This is a genomic window from Corallococcus praedator, from assembly GCF_003612125.1.
Taxonomy (GTDB): domain Bacteria; phylum Myxococcota; class Myxococcia; order Myxococcales; family Myxococcaceae; genus Corallococcus; species Corallococcus praedator.
Map to the genome: position 1 here is coordinate 1 of NZ_RAWI01000154.1, position 19,915 is coordinate 19,915.

At 71.2% G+C, this 19,915-nt stretch carries 12 protein-coding genes; 9 read left to right on the forward strand and 3 right to left on the reverse strand.

Going from position 1 to position 19,915, the window contains the following annotated elements; all coding sequences use genetic code 11:
• Positions 1-315: 315 nt before the first annotated feature.
• Positions 316-2,550, forward strand: coding sequence for a hypothetical protein (locus D7Y13_RS20425; protein ID WP_120584898.1), 2,235 nt, complete (start codon positions 316-318; stop codon positions 2,548-2,550).
• Positions 2,551-2,607: 57 nt separating this feature from the next.
• Here D7Y13_RS20425 and D7Y13_RS20430 read toward each other — a convergent pair whose 3' ends face one another.
• Together D7Y13_RS20430 and gltB are read right to left on the reverse strand one after the other, a co-directional pair.
• Entirely contained in the window at positions 2,608-4,068 is a 1,461-nt protein-coding gene (locus D7Y13_RS20430) for a glutamate synthase subunit beta (protein ID WP_120535557.1), read from the reverse strand.
• A 4-nt stretch (positions 4,069-4,072) separates the two neighbouring features.
• Positions 4,073-8,644 carry a glutamate synthase large subunit gene (gltB, locus tag D7Y13_RS20435; protein ID WP_120584899.1) on the reverse strand — a complete coding sequence of 1,524 codons (4,572 nt, stop codon included), beginning with the start codon at positions 8,642-8,644 and terminating at the stop codon, positions 4,073-4,075.
• 265 nt (positions 8,645-8,909) lie between these two features.
• Between gltB and D7Y13_RS20440 the strand changes: the two genes are divergently transcribed.
• From D7Y13_RS20440 to D7Y13_RS20455, 4 genes are read left to right on the forward strand one after another with little or no spacing between them, the layout of a single operon-like run.
• Complete coding sequence (locus D7Y13_RS20440) at positions 8,910-9,518, forward strand: biliverdin-producing heme oxygenase (RefSeq protein ID WP_233595779.1); 609 nt, start codon at positions 8,910-8,912, stop codon at positions 9,516-9,518.
• A complete protein-coding gene (locus D7Y13_RS20445) occupies positions 9,499-11,772 on the forward strand; it encodes an ATP-binding protein (RefSeq protein ID WP_120584900.1) in 2,274 nt (757 codons plus the stop codon). The genes D7Y13_RS20440 and D7Y13_RS20445 overlap by 20 nt, the downstream gene beginning before the upstream one ends.
• Positions 11,769-12,206, forward strand: a complete 438-nt coding sequence (locus D7Y13_RS20450) for a response regulator (RefSeq protein ID WP_120584901.1) — start codon at positions 11,769-11,771, stop codon at positions 12,204-12,206. The genes D7Y13_RS20445 and D7Y13_RS20450 overlap by 4 nt, the downstream gene beginning before the upstream one ends.
• On the forward strand, positions 12,203-13,420 hold the full coding sequence (locus D7Y13_RS20455; RefSeq protein WP_120584902.1) for a hybrid sensor histidine kinase/response regulator: 1,218 nt from the start codon (positions 12,203-12,205) through the stop codon (positions 13,418-13,420). Before D7Y13_RS20450 ends, D7Y13_RS20455 begins: the two co-directional genes overlap by 4 nt.
• Positions 13,421-13,441: 21 nt before the next feature.
• Here the strand turns inward: D7Y13_RS20455 and D7Y13_RS20460 are convergent, their stop codons facing one another.
• Positions 13,442-14,011: a DUF420 domain-containing protein gene (locus D7Y13_RS20460; RefSeq protein ID WP_120584903.1), complete on the reverse strand. Its 570-nt coding sequence runs from the start codon at positions 14,009-14,011 to the stop codon at positions 13,442-13,444.
• 168 nt (positions 14,012-14,179) lie between these two features.
• Here D7Y13_RS20460 and D7Y13_RS20465 point away from each other — a divergent pair, with 168 nt between their 5' ends.
• From D7Y13_RS20465 to D7Y13_RS20480, 4 genes are read left to right on the forward strand one after another with little or no spacing between them, the layout of a single operon-like run.
• Positions 14,180-16,150, forward strand: a complete 1,971-nt coding sequence (locus D7Y13_RS20465; RefSeq protein ID WP_120535563.1) for a DUF1585 domain-containing protein — start codon at positions 14,180-14,182, stop codon at positions 16,148-16,150.
• Complete coding sequence (locus D7Y13_RS20470) at positions 16,150-16,821, forward strand: hypothetical protein (RefSeq protein WP_120584904.1); 672 nt, start codon at positions 16,150-16,152, stop codon at positions 16,819-16,821. Before D7Y13_RS20465 ends, D7Y13_RS20470 begins: the two co-directional genes overlap by 1 nt.
• A 16-nt stretch (positions 16,822-16,837) precedes the next feature.
• The gene (locus tag D7Y13_RS20475) at positions 16,838-18,259 is read left to right on the forward strand and encodes a DUF1501 domain-containing protein (protein ID WP_120535565.1); all 1,422 of its coding nucleotides are present in this window, start codon (positions 16,838-16,840) and stop codon (positions 18,257-18,259) included.
• Between the two features lie 54 nt (positions 18,260-18,313).
• Positions 18,314-19,837: a hypothetical protein gene (locus tag D7Y13_RS20480; RefSeq protein WP_120584906.1), complete on the forward strand. Its 1,524-nt coding sequence runs from the start codon at positions 18,314-18,316 to the stop codon at positions 19,835-19,837.
• The last annotated feature ends 78 nt before the right edge of the window (positions 19,838-19,915 follow it).

Consider the following 19,915-nt stretch of genomic DNA (forward strand, 5'->3'; position numbering starts at 1 on the left):
CCCCCGAGGAGCAGGCCCCGTCGGAGCCCGTGCCCGCGTAGGCCCTCCTCCCACGTCGATGCCGCGCGACACGGGGCCCCTCGCTTCACGCGGGTGGGCCCCGACGTGTTCCTGGCCTCGCGTGGCCCCGTGAGGCCGGCCCCTGTCGGGAAGGGGATGCGCAGGCACGCAATGAATATCAATCCCGGCGTTCCCTGTCTTGCTCCCAACTTCGCACTAGTGGGGATTCTCCGCGTCTGCCATTGGCGCGGCGCCGCGTGCGTCGAGTGAGTGCCAGTCCTCGGCCGCGAGGATGGCTTCACTGAGGAGGCGTGGATGTCGTTGGAACGCAAGGCATTGAGGGTGTGTCGGACCGGATCGCCGTGGCTGCTGGGCGCCCTGCTGGCGCTCAGCGCCTGTGCGAAGGAGCCAACACCCGTTGAAGAAGTGCCGGCGTCGCACCCGACCCGGATCGAGGCGTCCGGCGGCGCCTCGTCCGGACTGCGCGAGCTGCCGGCCGTGGAGGCCGGCCCGGTCATCAGCGTCTTCGCCCAGAAGCTGGAGCGGCCCACGCCGTTGGGGGAGACGACGGCCGTGCACGTGAAGCTGCCGCCCCCGTCCAACAGAGAACTCGCGGAGAGCCTGGTGCGCGTGGTGGGAGACCCGCGGGCGCCCATGGTCCTGTTCCGCTCCGACACCCTGGCCCGACTGGGCGCCATTCCCACGAGCCCGGGCCCCGACTTCTTCACCCTCTTCTCGCACCTCCCGGATTCGGAGCTGCTGCGCCGGGTGGGAAGCGAGACGCGGGTGGCCCGGGGCGAGTTCGGAGCGGTCACCCGGGAGACCCTCCTGTTCAACGGTCGCCACCCGTCCGCGCGCTTCATGGGCCTCCCGGCGGACGCCCGGAGCTTCCGGGATGGGAGCCTGACTCCCCTGTCCTACTGCCCGCAGGTGCCGGTCTCCACCCAGGCGGGGTGGGAGCGCACGCTGCTCGTCCGGGACCCGGCCGTGGTGTTGGATTCGGCTCGCACGTGGGACCCCTGTACCGGCGCTGGTACGAAGGGCGGCAGGTGGACCTTCGCCCACCTCATGCGGCAGATGGCCATGGGCTCCGGCGCCAGCCCGGAGGCCTTCGTGACGCAATGGCTGTCCAGTTGGCTCAATGACTTCACCCTCAACGGCGACACCGTTCCAGCGCGCCGGAAGATGTATGACGAAGTGATTGCCCCCTGGGCCACGGCCAGCGGGGCGCAATCCTCCCTCCTGCAGAATGCCAGCACGGGCCGCTGGGAGGTCCAGCTCAACAAGCCCCTGGACCTGGGCATCGCGCCCTTCCGGCTGCTGGCCATCGTCAACCGCCTGGACCTGGGCAACACCCAGGGAGGTGGCTACGGACGTCAGGCCAACGCTGGCGAGCTGCGCTTCGTCTTCGGCCTGACGCGGCCCTCGCCCTGGGGCAGCGGCGGGACGGAGGCGACGTGCAACCTCAAGCCCTTCACCGTCATCTTCGAGTACGGGGTGCCCGGCACGGGGTGCGCGACGGTCGTCGCCTGGGCGCGGCAGTGGGCGATGCTGGGCAACCACCCCTCCTTCGACGCGGCCTACCGCGCGCAGCTCACCGCGATGACCGAGAGCGTCGTCCTGTACGGAATGGCCGCTGGCAAGGGCAACTTGAGCGCGCTCAACCAACTGCGCACCAATGAAGCCGTCCTGGGCGCGACCCAGGGCCGGCCCTGGGAGCTGCGGGAGTTCCGGCTGACGGACGAGAACCCCGCCAACGGCACCGACACGCCCGCTCACGGCTTCCTGCGGCCCCACACGCTGTCGCTGACGCCCGACGACGCGGCCCACGACTCCCAGATGGACGACGACGTGGACCTCTTCGTGCGGACGCAGGTGAAGGGCGGGCTCGAACTGCCGGTGGTGATTCCCAACCGGTGCACCGCGAAGTACGCCGTGCCCTACCGGTTCAAGGGCAGGTCATTCCAGGGGGCCAACGCGCTGGTGGCCCCGCCCACGCACTGGGCCGCCCACGGTGCCTCCGCGACCGACGCCAGCGAGGTCTGCGCGCGCAAGGCGTTCTCCCTCAACACCTGCAACGGCTGCCATTTCAAGGACACCGGCACCAATGACTTCTCCGGCGTCAACAACACCGCCTTCACGCACATCAGCCCCACGTCAGGCATCCCGGCGAGGCTGTCCAGGTTCCTGACGGGCGGCGGCCCCGGCCTCATGTTCAGCGTCCCGGACGCGCAGTTCGGCGCCGCGGTGACGTCGTGGTCCTTCGCGGACCTGCAGCGCCGGCACGAACTGCTCTATGACGTCGCCACCTGCTCCCTGTGTGGACGCTTCCGGGGGCTGGATGCGGGCTTCCTGGAGCGGATGGAGGAGCTCACCGGGGCGGTGCCCCTGGACGTGTCCCCCGGGGCACAGGCGCCGCCGTTCAAGGTGGGGCCCATCCGCGACGTCGAGATGGTGACGCGGCTCCTGGAGCTGCGCCCTGCGTTCAAGGAGGACTTCTGGGACGCGCCGCTCAGCTTCCTCCGTCCGCCGGAGGTCTTCGTCCACTGAGGCCGCGCCCGGGCCCCTTCGCGCGCGAGGGCGAAGAAGGGGCCCCAGTCCGTCGCGTCAGAACGCGCAGTCCTGTCCGCGCGTGGGCAGCACGGACGCCGTGCCGGACAGCCACGTGTCCAGCGCGCGCGCCGCCTCACGGCCGTCCGCGAGCGCCCAGACGATGAGGCTCGCGCCCCGGCTCGCGTCGCCCGCGCAGTACACGCCCGGCGCGGAGGTGGCGAACCTCGCGTCCACCTGCACCGTGCCGCGCGGCGACAGCTTCACGCCCAGCTCCTCCGCCAGCGGGCCCGTCTCCGGTCCGGTGAAGCCCATGGCCAGCACCAGCAGGTCCACGTCGAACACCTGCTCGGACCCCGGCACCTCCAGCAGCTTCATCGCGCCGCCGGGCTCGCGCTGCACCTCCACGCGCACGGCGTGCAGGCGCTTGAGCTGGCCGTCCTCGCCCTCCAGCCGCTTCGTCAGGAGCGCGAAGGCGCGCTCGCCGCCCTCCTCCTGGCTGGTGGACGTGCGGAACACCAGCGGCCAGCGCGGCCACGGGTTCTCCTTCGCGCGCACCGACGGGGGCGCGGGCAGCAGCTCCACCTGCATCACGCTTTGCGCATCCTGGCGCAGCGCCGTGCCCAGGCAGTCCGAGCCCGTGTCGCCGCCGCCCAGGATGATGACCCGCTTGCCCGTCGCCTCCAGCCGCGCGTCCGGCGTCGCGCCCGCCGTCACCACCCGGTTCTGGTGCTCCAGGTACTCCATCGCCTGCAGCACGCCGGACAGCTCGCGGCCCGGGACGTCCAGCTCGCGGGCCCGCCGCGCGCCCAGCGCCAGCACCACGCCGTCGTACTGCTCGCGCAGCGCGCGGTAGCCCGTCGTCGCGCCCACGTCCTCGCCCGTGCGGAAGACGATGCCCTCCGCCTCCATCAGCGCGAGGCGCCGGTCCAACACCGACTTCTCCAGCTTGAAGTCCGGGATGCCGTATCTCAGCAGTCCCCCCGCTCGCGGGTCCTTCTCGTACACCGTCACGGTGTGCCCGGCCGCGTTGAGCTGGGAGGCCGCCGCGAGCCCCGCGGGGCCGGAGCCCACCACCGCCACGCGCCTGCCCGTCCTGCGCGCCGGAGGCCGGGCCTTCACCCAGCCCTCCGCGAAGGCGCGCTCGGAGATCTCCTTCTCCAACTGCTCGATGGTCACCGCGTCCCGGTCGATGGCCAGCACGCACGCGGCCTCGCACGGCGCGGGGCACAGCCGGCCGGTGAACTCCGGGAAGGTGTTGGTGCGGCTGAGCACCTGGTACGCCTCCTTCCACTGGCCCCGGTACACCGCGTCGTTGAAGTCCGGGATGAGGTTTCCCAGCGGACAGCCCTGGTGACAGAAGGGCACGCCACAGTCCATGCAGCGCCCCGCCTGCCGCTTCGCCTCCTCGGGCGCAAGCGCCAGGTGCAATTCGCGCCAGTCCTCCAGGCGCTCCGCCTTCTCCCGCTTGGGGGCGGGGACGCGCGGCCACTCGACGAAACCCGTGGGCTTGCCCATCGCTTCAGCCCCCCCCGCCGACGACGTGGAGCTGCTGCACGCCCGCGGCCGGTGGCGGACGCCGGGCCGCGCGCCGCGCCTGGAGCACGCGCTTGTAGTCGGTGGGCATCACCTTCATGAACTGCGGCACCATCAGCTCCCAGTTGTCGAGCACCCGCCGCGCCAGCGTGCTGCCGGTGTGGTGCAGGTGGCGTTCGATCATCCCGTGCACGAGCCAGATTTCGGACTCGTCCACCAGCGACTCCAGCTCCACCATCTCCAGGTTGCAGCGCTCGCGGAAGGAGCGGTCGCGGTCCAGCACGTAGGCCGTGCCGCCGCTCATGCCCGCCGCGAAGTTGCGGCCCGTGGCGCCCAGCACCACCACCACGCCGCCCGTCATGTATTCACACCCGTGGTCGCCCACGCCCTCCACCACCGCCTGCGCGCCGCTGTTGCGCACCGCGAAGCGCTCGCCCGCGAGCCCCCGCAGGTACACCTCGCCGGCCGTCGCCCCGTAGAGCACCGTGTTGCCCACGAGCACGTTCTCCTCCGACACGAAGCGGCTGCCCTCGGGCGGATAGACGATGACGCGTCCGCCGGACAGGCCCTTGCCCAGGTAGTCGTTGGTGTCGCCCTCCAGCTCCAGCGTCACCCCCGCGGCCAGGAACGCGCCGAAGCTCTGGCCCGCGGAGCCCTTCAGCTTCACCCGCAGCTTCCCGTCCGGCAGCCCCTGCGCGCCGTGGCGGCGGGCAATCTCTCCCGACAGCATGGCGCCCACCGCGCGGTGCGTGTTCGCCACCGGCAGGTTGAGCAGCAGCGGAGGCCCGCCCGAAAGCACCGACTGCGCCTTCGCCAGCAGCTCGTGGTCCAGGTGGTCCGACACGTCCTTGCGGTGCGGCACCACGCAGTGCCGGGGCTCGGTGGCCGGCGCGGCCGGCGCGGCGAGCAGCGCGGACAGGTCCACCTTGCGCGCCTTCCAGTGGTCCACCGCCGTGCGCTGGCGCAAGAGGTCCACGCGGCCCACCAGGTCATCCAGCCGGCGGATGCCCAGCTGCGCCATCTGCCGGCGCAGGTCCTCGGCGAGCATCGTGAAGAAGCTCACCACGTTCTCCGGGGTGCCCTGGTAGCGCTCGCGCAGCGCCGGGTCCTGCGTGGCGATGCCCGCCGAGCAGGTGTTGAGGTGGCACTTGCGCAGCATGATGCAGCCCACGGACACGAGGCTCGCGGTGGCGAGGCCGAACTCCTCCGCGCCCAGGAGCGCCGCCACCAGCACGTCGCGCGCGGTGCGCAGGCCGCCGTCCACCTGCACGCGCACGCGCGAGCGCAGGCCGTTCTGCACCAGCACCTGCTGCGTCTCCGCCAGCCCCAGCTCCCACGGCAGGCCCGCGTGCTGGAGGCTGGAGAGGGGAGAGGCGCCCGTGCCGCCCTCGTAGCCCGCGATGACCACGGCGCTGGCGCCCGCCTTGGCGACGCCCGCGGCGATGGTGCCCACGCCCACCTCGCTCACCAGCTTCACGCTCACGCGCGCCTTCGCGTTGACGGACTGGAGGTCGTAGATGAGCTGCGCCAGGTCCTCGATGGAGTAGATGTCGTGGTGCGGCGGCGGGGAGATGAGCGTCACGCCCGGCGTGGACCAGCGCACGCGCGCGATTCTCTCATCCACCTTGTGGCCCGGGAGCTGTCCGCCCTCGCCGGGCTTGGCGCCCTGGGCCATCTTGATCTGCAGCTCGTCCGCGTTGATGAGGTACTCGGCGGTGACGCCGAAGCGCGCGCTGGCCACCTGCTTGATGGCGCTGCGGCGCGAGTCGCCGTTGGGCTCCTTCGTGTAGCGCCGCGCCTCCTCGCCGCCCTCGCCGCTGTTGGACTTGCCGCCCAGCCGGTTCATCGCGATGGCCAGCGTCTCGTGCGCCTCCGCGCTGATGGAGCCGAAGGACATGGCCCCGGTGACGAACCGGCGCGCCAGCTCCAGCGCGGGCTCCACCTCCTCCAGCGGCACCGGCGTGCAGCCCTCCGTCACCACGTCCAGCAGGCCGCGCAGGTTGCTGTGCTCGCGCGTCTCGTCGTCCGCCAGCTTCGAGTACTCCTGGAACGCCGCCGCGTCGTCCGCGCGCACCGCCGCCTGGAGCTTCGCCACCGTGGCCGGGTTCCACTTGTGGCGCTCGCCCTGCCGGCGCCAGCGGAACTGCCCGCCCACCGGGAGCAGGCCCTCCTCGCCGTCCGCCGCCAGGCCGAAGCCGCGCGCGTGCCGTTCGGAGACCTCCCGCCCCAGCTCCGGCAGGCCCACCCCTTCGATGCGGGACGGCGTGCCGGTGAAGTGCTTCTCAATCAGCCCGCGCTGGAGGCCCACCGCCTCGAAGAGCTGCGAGCCTCGGTACGACTGGAGCGTGGAGATGCCCATCTTGGACATCACCTTGAGCAGGCCCTCCTCCAGCGCGTGGAGGTACTGCGCCTGGGCCTTGTCCTCGTCCGTCTTCAGCTCGCCCGCGTCCGCCAGCGCGCGCAGCGTGTCCAGCGCGAGGTACGGGTTCACCGCGGACACGCCGTAGGCGAAGAGGCACGCGAAGTGGTGCACCTCGCGCGGCTCCGCCGTCTCCAGGACGATGCCCGTGTACATGCGGGTGCCGTCGCGCACCAGCCGCTGGTGCACCGCGGACACCGCCAGCAGCGCCGGGATGGCCGCGTGCGCCGCGTCCACGCCCCGGTCGCTCAGCACGAGCACGCTCGCGCCCGCGTCCACCGCGTCCACCGCCGCCATGCACAGCCGCTCCACCGCGACCTCCAGCGCCGTGGCCGCGCCGCCCGCGTGCGGGTACAGCAGGCTCAGCGTGCGCGGCTCGAACAGGCCCGTGTCGCCGCGCAGGTTCGCGAGCCGCGCCAGCTGCCCATTGGTCAGGATGGGGCCGGGCAAGGACAGCCGGTGGCACTGCTCGGGCGTCTCCTCGAAGGTGTTGCCCTCCGGGCCCAGCGCGGTGGCCAGCGTCATCACCAGCGCCTCGCGCAGCGGGTCGATGGGCGGGTTCGTCACCTGCGCGAAGAGCTGGTGGAAGTAGTTGAAGAGGGTGGGGGCCTGGTCGCTCAGCACCGCGAGCGGCGTGTCGGTGCCCATGGAGCCCGTGGGCTCCTTGCCCGTCTCCGCCATGGGGACCAGCGTGGTGCGCACGTCCTCGTCCGTGAAGCCGAACGCGCGCTGCAACCGCCACAGCGCCTCCCCCTTCAAGCGGTCCGGCGCGGGGACGGCGGGCAGGTCCTCGAAGGTGAAGACGTTGCGCTGCAGCCAGCGCCGGTACGGCCAGCGCATGGTGATTTCGCGCTTGGCCTCCTCGTCCTCGATGATGCGCCCCTCGGTGGTGTCCACCAGCAGCATGCGGCCCGGCGTCAGCCGACCCTTGCGGCGCACCTGCGACGGGGGCACGTCGATGACGCCCGTCTCCGACGCCAGGATGATGCGGTCATCCTCCGTCACCAGGTAGCGCGCGGGCCTGAGGCCGTTGCGATCCAACGTGGCGCCAATGAGCTGCCCGTCCGTGAACGCGATGGCCGCCGGCCCGTCCCACGGCTCCAGCAGCGACGCGGAGTACTCGTAGAAGGCGCGACGCTCGTCGCTCATCTGCTTGTGGGCCTCCCACGCCTCCGGGATCATCATCATCATGGCGTGGGGCAGGGTGCGGCCGCCCAGGTAGAGCAGCTCCACCATGTTGTCGAACTGCGCGGAGTCGCTCTTGCCCGGCACGATGATGGGCCACAGGGGCTCCAGGCTGCCGCCCAGCTTCGCCGTCTGGAGCAGGCCGCGCCGCGCGGTCATCCAGTTGCGGTTGCCACGCAGTGTATTGATTTCGCCGTTGTGCGCGATGAAGCGGAAGGGCTGCGCCAGCTCCCACGTGGGGAACGTGTTGGTGGAGAAGCGCGAGTGCACCAGCGCCAGCGCGCTGACGAACTCCGGGTGCCGCAGGTCCGCGTAGAAGCGCGGCAGCTGCCGGGGCAGCAAGAGCCCCTTGTAGATGAGCGTCTCCGACGAACAGCTGGCCACGTGGAAGCGCCCCTGCGGATCCACGCCGCGCGCCAGCACGCGGTTCTCCACCAGCTTGCGGATGCGGTAGAGCTTGCGCTCGAAGGCGCTGGGCACCACGCGGCGGCGCGCGATGAAGAGCTGCCGGATGACCGGCGCCACCTGCCGGGCCAGCGACCCCAGCTCCTCCGGGGCCACCGGGACATCCCGCCAGCCGAGCAGCCGCTGGCCCTCCTCCTCCACCACGTCCTCGAAGAGCGCCTCGCACGCGCGGCGCGCCTCCGCCTCCGGCGGCAGGAACACCTGCGCCACGCCGTACTGGCGGCGCGGGGGCAGCTCGAAGCCCAGCTTCGGGGCCTCGTGGTTGAAGAAGCGGTGGGGCAGCTGCACCAGGATGCCGGCGCCGTCGCCCGTCTCCGGGTCGCGTCCCGCCGCGGCGCGGTGGCTCAGCCGGTTGAGCAGCTCCAGCGCGTCCTCCACGATGCCGCGCGAGCGCTGACCCCTGAGGTGGGCCACGAACCCCACGCCGCACGCGTCGTGCTCGGTCTCCGGCTCATACAGGCCGTAGCGCCGCGGGAGGGTGAACGACATCGTGTGGACCCCTTTTCCCGCCAATGACACGGGAAGCCAAGCTGTGGAGCTTGCAGGCTAACGCGCCGTGTCGCACCCCGTAAAGACGGGGTGGCTCAGGGGGTTGGTGCCTCAAGCGGAGTGGGGCCGGGGGGACGGGCCCGTGAAACATCCTGTAGCGCGCGTCGAGCCCACCCCGCGGGCCCCGGATGAACGGATGAACTGCCAACATTTACGTCAGTTGGTTGTTTCCCCATGTCGCGCTGCTTCACATCCTTGATGGACCTTGGGACTCCTGCAGCGGCTGAAGGTGGAGACGCGCCCTCATCACGAGCGCACGGAGGGCGTGGTGCGCCTGATGGACGCGCACCTGACGCCCGGCGACTACCAGCGTCATCTGGAAGACTTCTACGGCCTCTACGTGCCCCTGGAGGCGCGGCTCGCCGGCCCCCTGTCGGCGGTGGGACCCGCGCTGTCGCTCGGGTCGCGCTGGAAGGTGCCGCTCCTGGAGGAGGACCTGCGCGCCCTGGGCCATGACACGGCCTCGCTCGCACGGCTGCCGCGCGCCCTGGCGCTGCCGTCCCTGCCGGGGCTCGCCGAGGCGCTGGGCTGCGCGTACGTGCTGGAGGGCTCCACGCTGGGCGGCCAGCTCATCCTGCGCCACCTGACGCGCCACTTTGGAGCGGACGCGCGCGTGGGCACCTTCGCCTTCTTCCGGGCCTACGGCGATCAGGTGGGCCCCATGTGGCGGGCCTTCGGCGACGTCATCACCCAGGCGTCCGAACGGGCGGCCTCCGCCACCTTCGATGCGGCCGTCGTCCAGGGCGCCCGCGACACCTTCGACGCCTTCACTGGCTGGTTGATGCGGGAGAACGATGTCCCCGTCCGTCTCTGATGCAGACCTCACGGTCTGCGACCGTGAACCCATCCACCTGCTGGGCGGCATCCAGCCCCGGGGGGTGCTCGTCGCCTTCGACAAGGCCGGCGGGACCATCGCCGTGGTGAGCTCCAACGCGGCCGCGCTGCTCGGCGTGGGGCCGGATGCGCTCGTGGGCCAGCCCCTGGGCCGCATCGTGTCCCGCGAGGTGCTGGCGCGCGTGGAGGCGGGCGTGGCCCTGGGGCCCGTCAACGTGGAGGTGGGCGGGCGCCGGTGCTCCGCGCTCCTGCATGAGAGCGACGGCCTGCGGGTGCTGGAGCTGGAGCCCCTGGCGGAGGAGGACGCGAGCGCGGAGGAGGACGCGCTGACCGCGGTGCACCGGCTGGTGTCGCCGCTGGCGCGGGCGAAGGGCGCGGCCGCGCTGCTCCAGGAGGCCGCGAACGCGGTGCGCGCGCTCATCGGCTACGACCGGGTGATGGTGTACCGCTTCCACGCGGACTTCCACGGCGAGGTGGTGGCCGAAAGCGTGCGCGAGGGCATCGACCGCTTCATGGGCCTGCACTTCCCGGCAAGCGACATCCCGGTGCAGGCGCGCGCCCTGTACACGCGCAACCCCCTGCGCCTCATCGCGGACGTGAACGCGAAGGTCGTGGGGCTCGTCCCCGCCACGCTGCCAGGGACGGACCGTCCGCTGGACCTGTCCGGCGCGGCGCTGCGCAGCGTGTCGGAGATCCACCTGGAGTACCTGCGCAACATGGGCGTGGGCGCGTCCTTCAGCGTGTCGCTGCTGAAGGACGGGCAGCTCTGGGGGCTCATGGCCTGCCATCACCTGTCGCCCCGGGGCGTGTCGGCCGCGCGGCGTCAGGCGTGCGAGGTGCTGGCGCGGTTGCTGTCGCTCCAGCTCTCCGCGGAGGAGCGCGCCGTGGAGTCCGCGGCCCGCGCGCGGCGCGCGTCGCTGCTGGATGTCCTCGTGGTGCCGGGCCTGGGCGAGCGCAGCCCCGCCCGGGCCCTGGAGGCGCAGGCCCCGCTCCTGATGGACCTCACCGGCGCCACGGGCGTCGCGCTGGTGCTGGGCGCGAGCGCGGGCCTTCCGGGCGGCGCTCCGTTGCTGCTGGGGGACACGCCGTCGCAGGAGGAGGTGCTCGCCCTGGTGGCGTGGCTGTCGCGGCAGGAGCTTCCGGACGACCTCCTCCACGTGGACCGCCTGGGAGACGTCTACGCGCCGCTGGCCTCACGCGCGGAGGTGGCCGCGGGCCTGCTGGCCGTGCGCCTGGACCCGGCGGTGCCGCACTTCGCGCTGTGGTTCCGGCCGGAGGTGGCGCGCACCGTGTCGTGGGCCGGCAATCCGAACAAGCCCGTGCGCCCGGAGCCGGGGCACGCGCGGCTGCACCCCCGCGCCTCCTTCGAGGTGTGGCGCGAGGAGGTGCGGGACGCGTCGCTGCCGTGGTCCGTGGAGGACCTGGAGGCGGCGCGCGCGCTCAAGGGCGCCCTGGTGGGCGTGGTGCTGCGGCAGGCCGAGGAGGTGGCCCGCCTGTCGCGTGAGCTGGCCCGCTCCAACGCGGAGCTGGACGCCTTCGGTGGCACCGTGGCGCACGACCTCAAGGAGCCGCTGCGCGGCATCCTCCAATACAGCTCCTTCCTCCAGGAGGACTTCGGCGCCACGCTGGGAGAGACCGGGCGCTCGCAGTTGGACGCGCTGGCGTGGCTGGCGAAGCGCACGCACGACCTGCTCGACAACCTCTTCGAGTACAGCCGCATGGGCAGGCTGGAGCTGGGGTGGGAGGTGACGGACCAGCAGGCCCTGGTGGACGACGTGGTGCGCACGCTGGGCGCGCGGCTGGAGGAGGGGAAGGTGGAGCTGCGCCTGCCCCGCCGCCTGCCCACCGTCGCCTGCGACCCCGTGCGCATCCGCCAGGTCTGGGCCAACCTCATCTCCAACGCGGCCAAGTACCAGACAACCGAGCCCCGCTGGGTGGAGGTGGGCTACTTCGGACCGGGCGAAGCGCGTCCGGAGGCGGCGCGGCATGTCTCGGCGCCCTACCTTTTCTTCGTGAAGGACCCGGGCATCGGGATTGCCCCCCAATTCCACGAGGCCATCTTTGAACTGTTCCGTCGCCTGCACCCCGCGCAGGCATTTGGCGGGGGCAGCGGCGCGGGGCTGGCCATCGCACGGCGCCTGGTGGCATTGCATGGGGGGACGTTGTGGGTGGACTCCGCGCCAGGGCAGGGATCGACCTTCTTCTTCACGCTTGGCGAGGAACCCCGAGGATGAGCCCGCTGCTGCTGGTGGAAGACAGTGATCCGGACGCGGAGGCGCTGCAGCGCATCGCGCGGCGGCTGCCGCTGCCCGTGCCGGTGGTGCGCGTGCGCGACGGCGAGAGCGCCCTGGACTACCTCTACCAGCGGGGCGCCTACGCGGACGCGACGCGGCCCGCGCTCGTCCTCCTGGACATGCACATGCCCGGCATCAGCGGGCGCGATGTGTTGACGCAGGTGAAGGCGGATCCGGACCTGCGCCGCATCCCGGTCATCATCTTCTCCAGCTCGCTGGCGGCGGAGGACGTGGACGGCGCCTACGCGGACGGCGCCAACAGCTACCTCTTCAAGCCGGAGGTCGGTCCCCAGCTCCAGGCCACCGCGGAGGCGCTGCACGCCTTCTGGTTCAAGGCCGCGCGCCTGCCCGCGCCGGAAGAGCAGGGCGCATGACCCTGCGCGTCCTCCTGGTCGACGACGGCATGTCGGACCGCATCGCGGTCAGCCGCGCGCTCGCGAAGGATCCGGACATGAAGTGGGAGGTGGCGCAGGTGGCTTCCGCGGAGGAGGCCCTGACGTACCTGTCCCAACACTCCGCGGACGCGATGCTGCTCGACTACCACCTGCCCGGGATGAACGGCGTGGCCCTGCTCCAGCAGCTCGCGGCGCTGGGCCTGCCCGCCATCCCCGCCGTGGTGGTGCTCACCGGCAGCGGCAACGAGCGCGTGGCGGTGGACGCCATGAAGGCCGGCGCCCAGGACTACCTGGTCAAGGAGGCCTTCAGCCCGGAGCGCCTGCGCCGCAGCCTGAGGGCCGCCGTGGACACGGTGCGCATGACGCGCGAGCTGGAAGAGCGCCGCCTGCGCGCGGAGCGGGCCGAGGCCGCCGCCCGGGACGCGCTGGTCGTGCGCGACGAGCTCTTCTCCCTGGCGACGCACGACCTCAAGGGGCCGCTGCAGATCATGACGCTCAACGCCCAGGTGCTGCGCCGGCAGATCCCCGCCGCCGTGATGACGCCCGCGCTGGAGACGCGCCTGGGCCACATCGTGCGCGCCGCGCACCGCATGGGCGAACTCATCGACCACTTCCTGGAGGTGACGCGCGGTCAGGAGCGTCCGCTCAAGCGCGAACCCATGGACCTGCTCGCCATGGTGCACGGCAAGGTGCGCGAGCTGGAGGCCACCGCGACGCGCCACGTCTTCGTCCTGGAGGCGCCCGAAGGCCGTGACTTCACGGGCAACTGGGACGCGCACGCCCTGGAGCGCGTGCTGGAGAACCTGCTGGGCAACGCGGTGAAATACAGCGCCGCGGGCTCCACCGTCACCGTGCGCCTGGGGGTGGAGGACGACGAACCCCAGCGGTACGTGCTGCTCTACGTGGTGGACCAGGGCATCGGCATCCCCGCGGCGGACCTGCCCTTCGTCTTCGAGCGCTTCCACCGCGGCCGCAACGTGTCCCAGGACGTGTCCGGCAGCGGCGTGGGGCTGGCCAGCGCGCGCCGCATGGTGGAATTGCACGGCGGCACGCTCTCCGTGGAGAGCCTGGAGAACCAGGGCTCCACCTTCATCGTGCGCCTGCCCCGGGGCCTCCAGGTCAGCGTGTTCCCGACGACGCCCCCCCCGCAGGGAGCAGCCCCGGCGGGGGGCCCCACGCACTCCGCGCGGTGACGCGGCCCCGGTGTCCGGGCCTCAGGACACCGCGGGGATGCCGCCGCGCAGCATGAAGTACACCACCACGCCCGTCACCGACACATAGAGCCAGATGGGCGCCAGCCACCGCGTCACCTTGCGGTGCCGCGCGAACTGCTGCCGCCAGGAGAAGTAGAAGGCGACGAGCGCCAGGGGCAGCACCGGCATGGACAAGAGCACGTGGCTGGCCAGCAGCGTCAGGTACAGCCCCCGGAAGTCGCCCACGTAGCGCGTGTCCCCGTGCACGTAGTGGTAGGCGAGGTAGCCCACCAGGAACAGCGCGGACGCCGCGAACGCACTCACCATCAGGTTCTGGTGCACCCGGCGCGCGCCGCGCTTGATGGCGATCCACCCGCCCAAGAGCAGCGTCGCCGCCGTCGCGTTGAGCACCGCGTTCACCGCCGGCATGAAGCGCAGATCCACGCCCACCCCCGCCCCACCGCGGCGGATGAGCAGCAGCCACGCCAGCAGCGCCAGCGCTCCGGCGGACACCACGCCAATGGCGATGAAGAACGACCGGTCGCGCGACGGCGACGAGGGGGGGGACATCCCGAGCGCGGCGTTGGACATGCCCCCTTGTGGCCCGCCGCCCGTCCCGCACGCAACTCCTCCACAGAGGGGCGACCTACATGGACGCACATGTCGGCCGAATGGAATCGGTTAGGTCAACTGGATATCAAACCGGAAATTCCTTCATACTCCTGCGCGTCGCCCCCGACCCCCCTCTCGGAGGTTCCCGTGTTCAGCGTGCGTTGCCTTGCCCCTCTGGCGAGCGCCGCCCTCCTGCTCGCCCTGCCCGCAGCCGCTGAAGAAGCGGTGTGTGCGCCCGTGGCGAAAGTTCCTTTGGAGCGGCACCTTCGTCAGCTTTCTCTCGATTTGCTGGGACGTCCGCCCACCATCGAGGAGTACAAGACCTTCCAGGCGAAGGGCTCCGTCACGGCGGAAGACGTCCGCCAGATGATGGGCCAGGAGCCCTTCTACGCCCGGATGCGCGAGTTCCACCGCGCCCTTCTGCGCTCCAACATCAACTCCAGCGTGAACGGCAACGGGGACTACCGGGTCTCCGGCACGCCGTTGAGCTTCGCGGGCAACAACTCCAACGCGCTGCGCGGTGGCCAGAGCCAGCGCTGTGACGGGGAGATCGCCCAGGACACCTGCAAGGCGAACCCGCAGGACGGGCACTCGCTGACGCCCACCACCTGCCGCGACGCGCAGGGCGTGCCGCTGCCGGTCAGCTACGACTACGACACGAACTTCTACCAGTGCCGCCTGCTGGACCCGGCCTCCACGGAGCCGGAGCTGAAGTACGCGGACTGCAACGCGCTGAAGGCCAGCGCGGCGCACGGCAAGTACGTGAACTTCTGCGACAACCGCTACAGCAGCACCGCGGGCAAGTCCGTGGGCTACCTGTGCCTGCCGGACCCGGCGAAGACTTCCACCAACGTGCTGAAGCCGTTCCCGGAGACGGGCGTCATCACGGCCTTCGTGCACCCGAACCCGGAGACGAAGCCGAACCTGGAGCGGCTGGAGCGCTGCACGTTCGACCTGGCCCGGCGCAACAACATCAACGGCACCTGGGTGCCCCAGCGCGGCTGCGTGCAGCGCGATGGCTACGTGACGACCACCGTGCAGCCCTACTGGTCCGTCGCGACGGAGCCGGTGAAGGTGTGCGCCGTGGAGGCGCAGGACCGCGCCACCAACCCGTACACGGGCGAGTCCTGTGAGACGGGCCGCTTCAACAGCGACCGCAGCTGCGGCTGTGGCGACAGGATGCGCCGCTGCGAAATCAACGATGTGCACACCGCGCGCGTCGCCGCCTTCAACGAGGAGCCGCTGCTCATCACCGACTCGGTGGTGCGCAACGACGAGCCCTACTTCAACATCCTCACCACCTCCCGCTCCTTCGTGAACGGCCCGCTGTCGGAGTTCTACAAGCAGAAGCAGGGCGTGGCCGTGTTCAGCGTGAAGGCGCCCGCGGACGTGGCCACGCTGCCCGCCGTGCCGTACGACGACAAGACCACCTGGGCGGTCTACACGCGCGACAACACCCACTCCGGCGTGCTCACCACCCCCGCGTTCCTCTACCGCTTCCCCACGCAGCGCGCCCGCGTGAACGAGTTCTACGAGGCGTTCCTCTGCAAGCACTTCTCCCCGGCCGCGGACGCCACGCTCCCGTCCCCGGACGACGCCTGCAACCGGGAGAACAACCTGGCCAAGCGCTGCGGCTGCAACTACTGCCACGCCACCATCGAGCCCACGGGCGCGCACTGGGGCCGGTACGCGGAGCGCTCCGCGCTGTTCCTGTCGGCGGAGCAGTTCCCCCGACTGGATCCGAAGTGCCGCGATTGCGCCATCGCCGGTGACACCAACTGCGGCGGCGAGTGCAGCCAGTACGTGATGCAGGCCTTCGACGGCGACGGCGCCAATTCGCTGGGCCTGCTGAAGACCTACCTCTACCGCACCCCGGCCGAGGAGCAGAACATCGAGGGCGGTCCCCAGACGCTGGTGAAGCGGATGATGGAGACGGGCGACCTGGAGCGCTGCACCGTCAAGCGCGTGTGGAACGAGTTCCTGGGCCGCGCGATGACGACCGAGGAACAGCGGATGTATCTGCAGACGCTGTCGCAGGACTTCGCGAAGAACAACCACAGCATGAAGGGCCTCATCGAGCAGGTGGTGATGTCCGACGCGTACCGGAGGATCGACTGATGCGCCGCCTCGTGTTGACCGCGCTTCTCGCGCTCGCAGCGGGCTGCACCAGCGGCTCCGTGGATGCCCCCGCCAAGCCCGTCCCGCTGGATGCCCAGCTGGACCCCGTTCCAAACCCGCACGGGGGCGGCACGCAGATCGACCCGCTGCCGGACCCGGAGGCGCAAGGGGGCAGCGTGGGCCGCGCCGCGCGCCGGCTCACCGTCGCGCAGCTCAAGGAGTCCATCAAGATCGCGGTGGGCATGGAGTGGGATGAGCTGGAGGCCCGGGCCCAGTCGCTGGGCCGCGCGGACTACGCGCTCATCACCACGGAGAACACCGAGCCGAACCTCGTCTTCGCCCGCTTCCTGGACGACGGCGCGCGCAAGGTGTGCATCGCGCAGGCGCAGAAGGACATCGCGCAGCCGGACCTGTCGCTGCGCACGCTGGGCCGCACGCTGCCTACGCCCATGAGCGATTTGACCAAGCTCACGGACGCGCAGGTGAACGAGACCATCGTCTACCTGTCCACCCGCTTCTGGGGCGCGCCCCTGGCGGGTGAAGAGCTGGCCCGCTACGCGACCTTCTTCCGCAAGGCCGCCGCCCGTGCCGAAACCCTCAAGAAGCGGGACCAGGCGCTGGCGGTCGTGTGCATCGCCATGCTGACGGACTCGCGCTTCATCACCTACTGACCTTCTGGTGCCCGCGATGAAGAAGACGCGCCAAGACGACCTCCGCATCCCCGAGCGCCGCACCTTCCTCAAGGCCGGAGCCGGCTTCATGGGCTCCCTGCTGCTGGGAGGCATCCCCTTCCGCGCGGTGGCCCAGGCGACCAACCTGGCCCCCGCTGACCGCTGCTTCGTGTTCGTCTATTTCTCCGGCGGGTGGGACCAGCTGCTCGCGTTCGACCCCCGCGACCCGACCGAGTTCACGGACGACAAGGTCAGCCAGACGCGCATCGTGCCGGGCTACAACCAGCTGTCCACCGACGCGCGCTTCTCCACGATGCCCATCGTTCCCAAGGAGCGCGCGGGCGCGGGCGCTCCGACGATGACGTTCGGTCCGGCGATTGGAGACGTGCGCAGCCCCAACCTGTCCGACCACTACGACCTGATGACCGTGGTGCGCGGCATCAACATGAGCACGCTCACGCACGAGGTGGGCTACCGCTACTTCCTCACCGGGAAGATGCCCATTGGCAGCGCGGCGCGCGGCTCCTCCACCGCGACGGAGATCGTGGGGCAGATGAAGCCCGCGGTGCCCATCCCGTCCATCGCGCAGAACGTGGAGTCGTACAACGACCGCTACGGCGGCTACGCCAACGCGCTGCGCGTCAGCGGCCTGGCGGACCTGGTGCTCACGCTGGATCCGCCCTCGGCGGCCCGCCAGCTGGACAGCGAAATCGAGAAGAGCCTCCTCGACCTCAACGGCATGCCCATCACCTGCGAGGAGCAGGCGTTCGCCGCCCGGGGCGTGGGGACGACGTACGAGAACAGCCGCGAACAGATGCAGGCCGTGATGGCCAACAAGCTGTCGGACTCGTTCCGCTTCAACCTGGCGGCCAACGACGCGGTGCGCGCCACCTACGGCCTCAACGGACAGGCCTACCCGTACAACAGCGCCAACGGCCGCGCGGCCATGGTGGCCACCGCCCTGAAGAAGGGCATCAGCCAGTGCGTGTCCATCAACCTGGCGGGCGGCCTGGACACCCACTTCGGCACGCAGCTCACCCAGGCAGGCAACCAGCGCGCCGGCTTCGACGCGCTCAACCTGCTGGTCACGGACCTGCGCAACACGCAGCATCCGGGTGGCGGCAACTTCATGGACCACACGACCATCCTGGTGTTCAGCGAGTTCGCTCGCACGCCCACCATCAACGCCACGGGCGGTCGCGACCACCACCTGTCCAACAGCTGCCTGCTGATGGGCGCGGGCATCAAGCACAACCTGGTGGTGGGGCGCAGCGGTGACATCGGCATGTCGCCCGGCATGGTGGACATGCGCACCGGCGCCAATGATCCGAACGGTTCCAACATCTTCCCCGAGCACATCATCGCGACGGTGCTGGCCTCGGCGAAGCTGGACTACAGCATCACGCGGGTGGACCCGCTGCGGTTCATCCTTGCCTGAGTCTTGATGAGCACTCCCTCCTCGCGTCCCTGGCCGCGCCACGGTTCCCCCTCCGTGGCGCGTTTCATCCCCTCCTCGCTCCTGCTCTGCGCCGCGCTGCTGGTTGCCGCGTGTGGCGAGGACGCCCCGCCGGGGAGCGACCCGGCGAAGCCCGCGGCGTTCACCGCGACCCAGGTCCCAAGCTCCCAGGGGCTGGCGCCGGCCCGTGGCTTCGCGGACCAGTCCGGCGGCGGCATCTTCGCCACCACCACGGGTGGCGTCGTGCGGCTGCGGCTGGACGGCAGCAAGGCCGCCCTGTCGCCGCACCCGAAGAACGTCGCCACGTTGGGCAGCGTGCTCGCGACCTTCCGCCTGGGGCCGCACAGCGCCCTGGTGGAGACGGACACGGGCCTGTTCCTGGCGAACCAGGGCTGGCTCATCGAACCCTTGTGGCAGCAGGTGCTGGGCACGGGCATCGTCGCCACCGCGCAGACGGCGGACGGCGCGGCGTGGCTCGCGCACCCCACGGGGCTGTTCCAGATCCAGGGAGGCACGCTCGCGTCGCTGAAGCTGTCGGGACAGGCCCTCTCCGGCATCACCACGATGACGGCGGCGCCCGCGGAGGACGGCCTGCCGGGCCTGTGGTTCGCGCGCCAGGGGAAGATCAACGTGGTGGTGGCGTCCGCGCCGGGCGTCTACCAGGTGCGCGGCACCGACGCGCCGCTCACCGGCGGTGAGACGGTGGAGGCGCTCGCGGGCCTGGGCGCCGGCACCGGCACCGCCGGCGAGGTGTGGGTGCTCACCAGCACCCGCGTGCTGCGCCGCAACGCCGAAGGCTGGACGACGGTGGAGTTGCCGTCCCGGCCCCAGCAGTTGATGGCCGCGGGGCGCTTCCTCTGGGCCCGCTCGGACACGAAGCTCTTCGTCTTCGACGCGGACGCGGGCACCTGGGGCGTGGCCGAAGGCCTGCCGTCCGGGACGCCGACGCTGCTGGCGGTGGACGAGAGCGGCTGCGCGTGGGTGGAGCTCAACGGGCAGTCGCTGGCGGTGAGCAAGGGCGCGGTGCCGCGCGTGCAGGGGCTGCACCAGGGCATGCTGTTGGTGGATGACGGGCTGGTGCTCCGGGCCACGCTGCCGCCGGGCTCCACGCCCAAGAGCGTCGCGTTCCAGGTGGATCAGTCGGAGGAGGTTCCGGCCGCCGGCCCCGACTACAGCATGGGCGGCCTGGAGGCGGACGCCACCACGCTCAAGGCGTTCTCGTTCGCCAGCGTGCCGCCGGGCAGCCACACGCTGTCCGTGGTGTCCCGCTTCGAGGACGGCACGGAGGCCCGCCGCGCGGTGCCCTTCACCTACCAGCCGCTCACCACCACCCCCAGCTACGCGCGTGACATCCGGCCCATCCACGAGGCCCGGTGCGCCAAGTGCCACACGGACAGCACCAACCCCGGCCGGCCGCTGAACACGTATGAACTGTGGAAGGCCAACGCCCAGCTCATCAACGCGGCGGTGCGCGACGTGCGCATGCCGGCGGACGGGCCGTTGGATCCGCAGGGCACCGCCCTCATCAATCGCTGGGTCTCCTCCGGCACGCTGCCTTGAAGTCGTCGCGGTCCCTCCCCTGACGTTCCGACGTTTCCTTGACGGCGTCCCTCCCCCCGGGAGGGCGCCCCCCCGAGG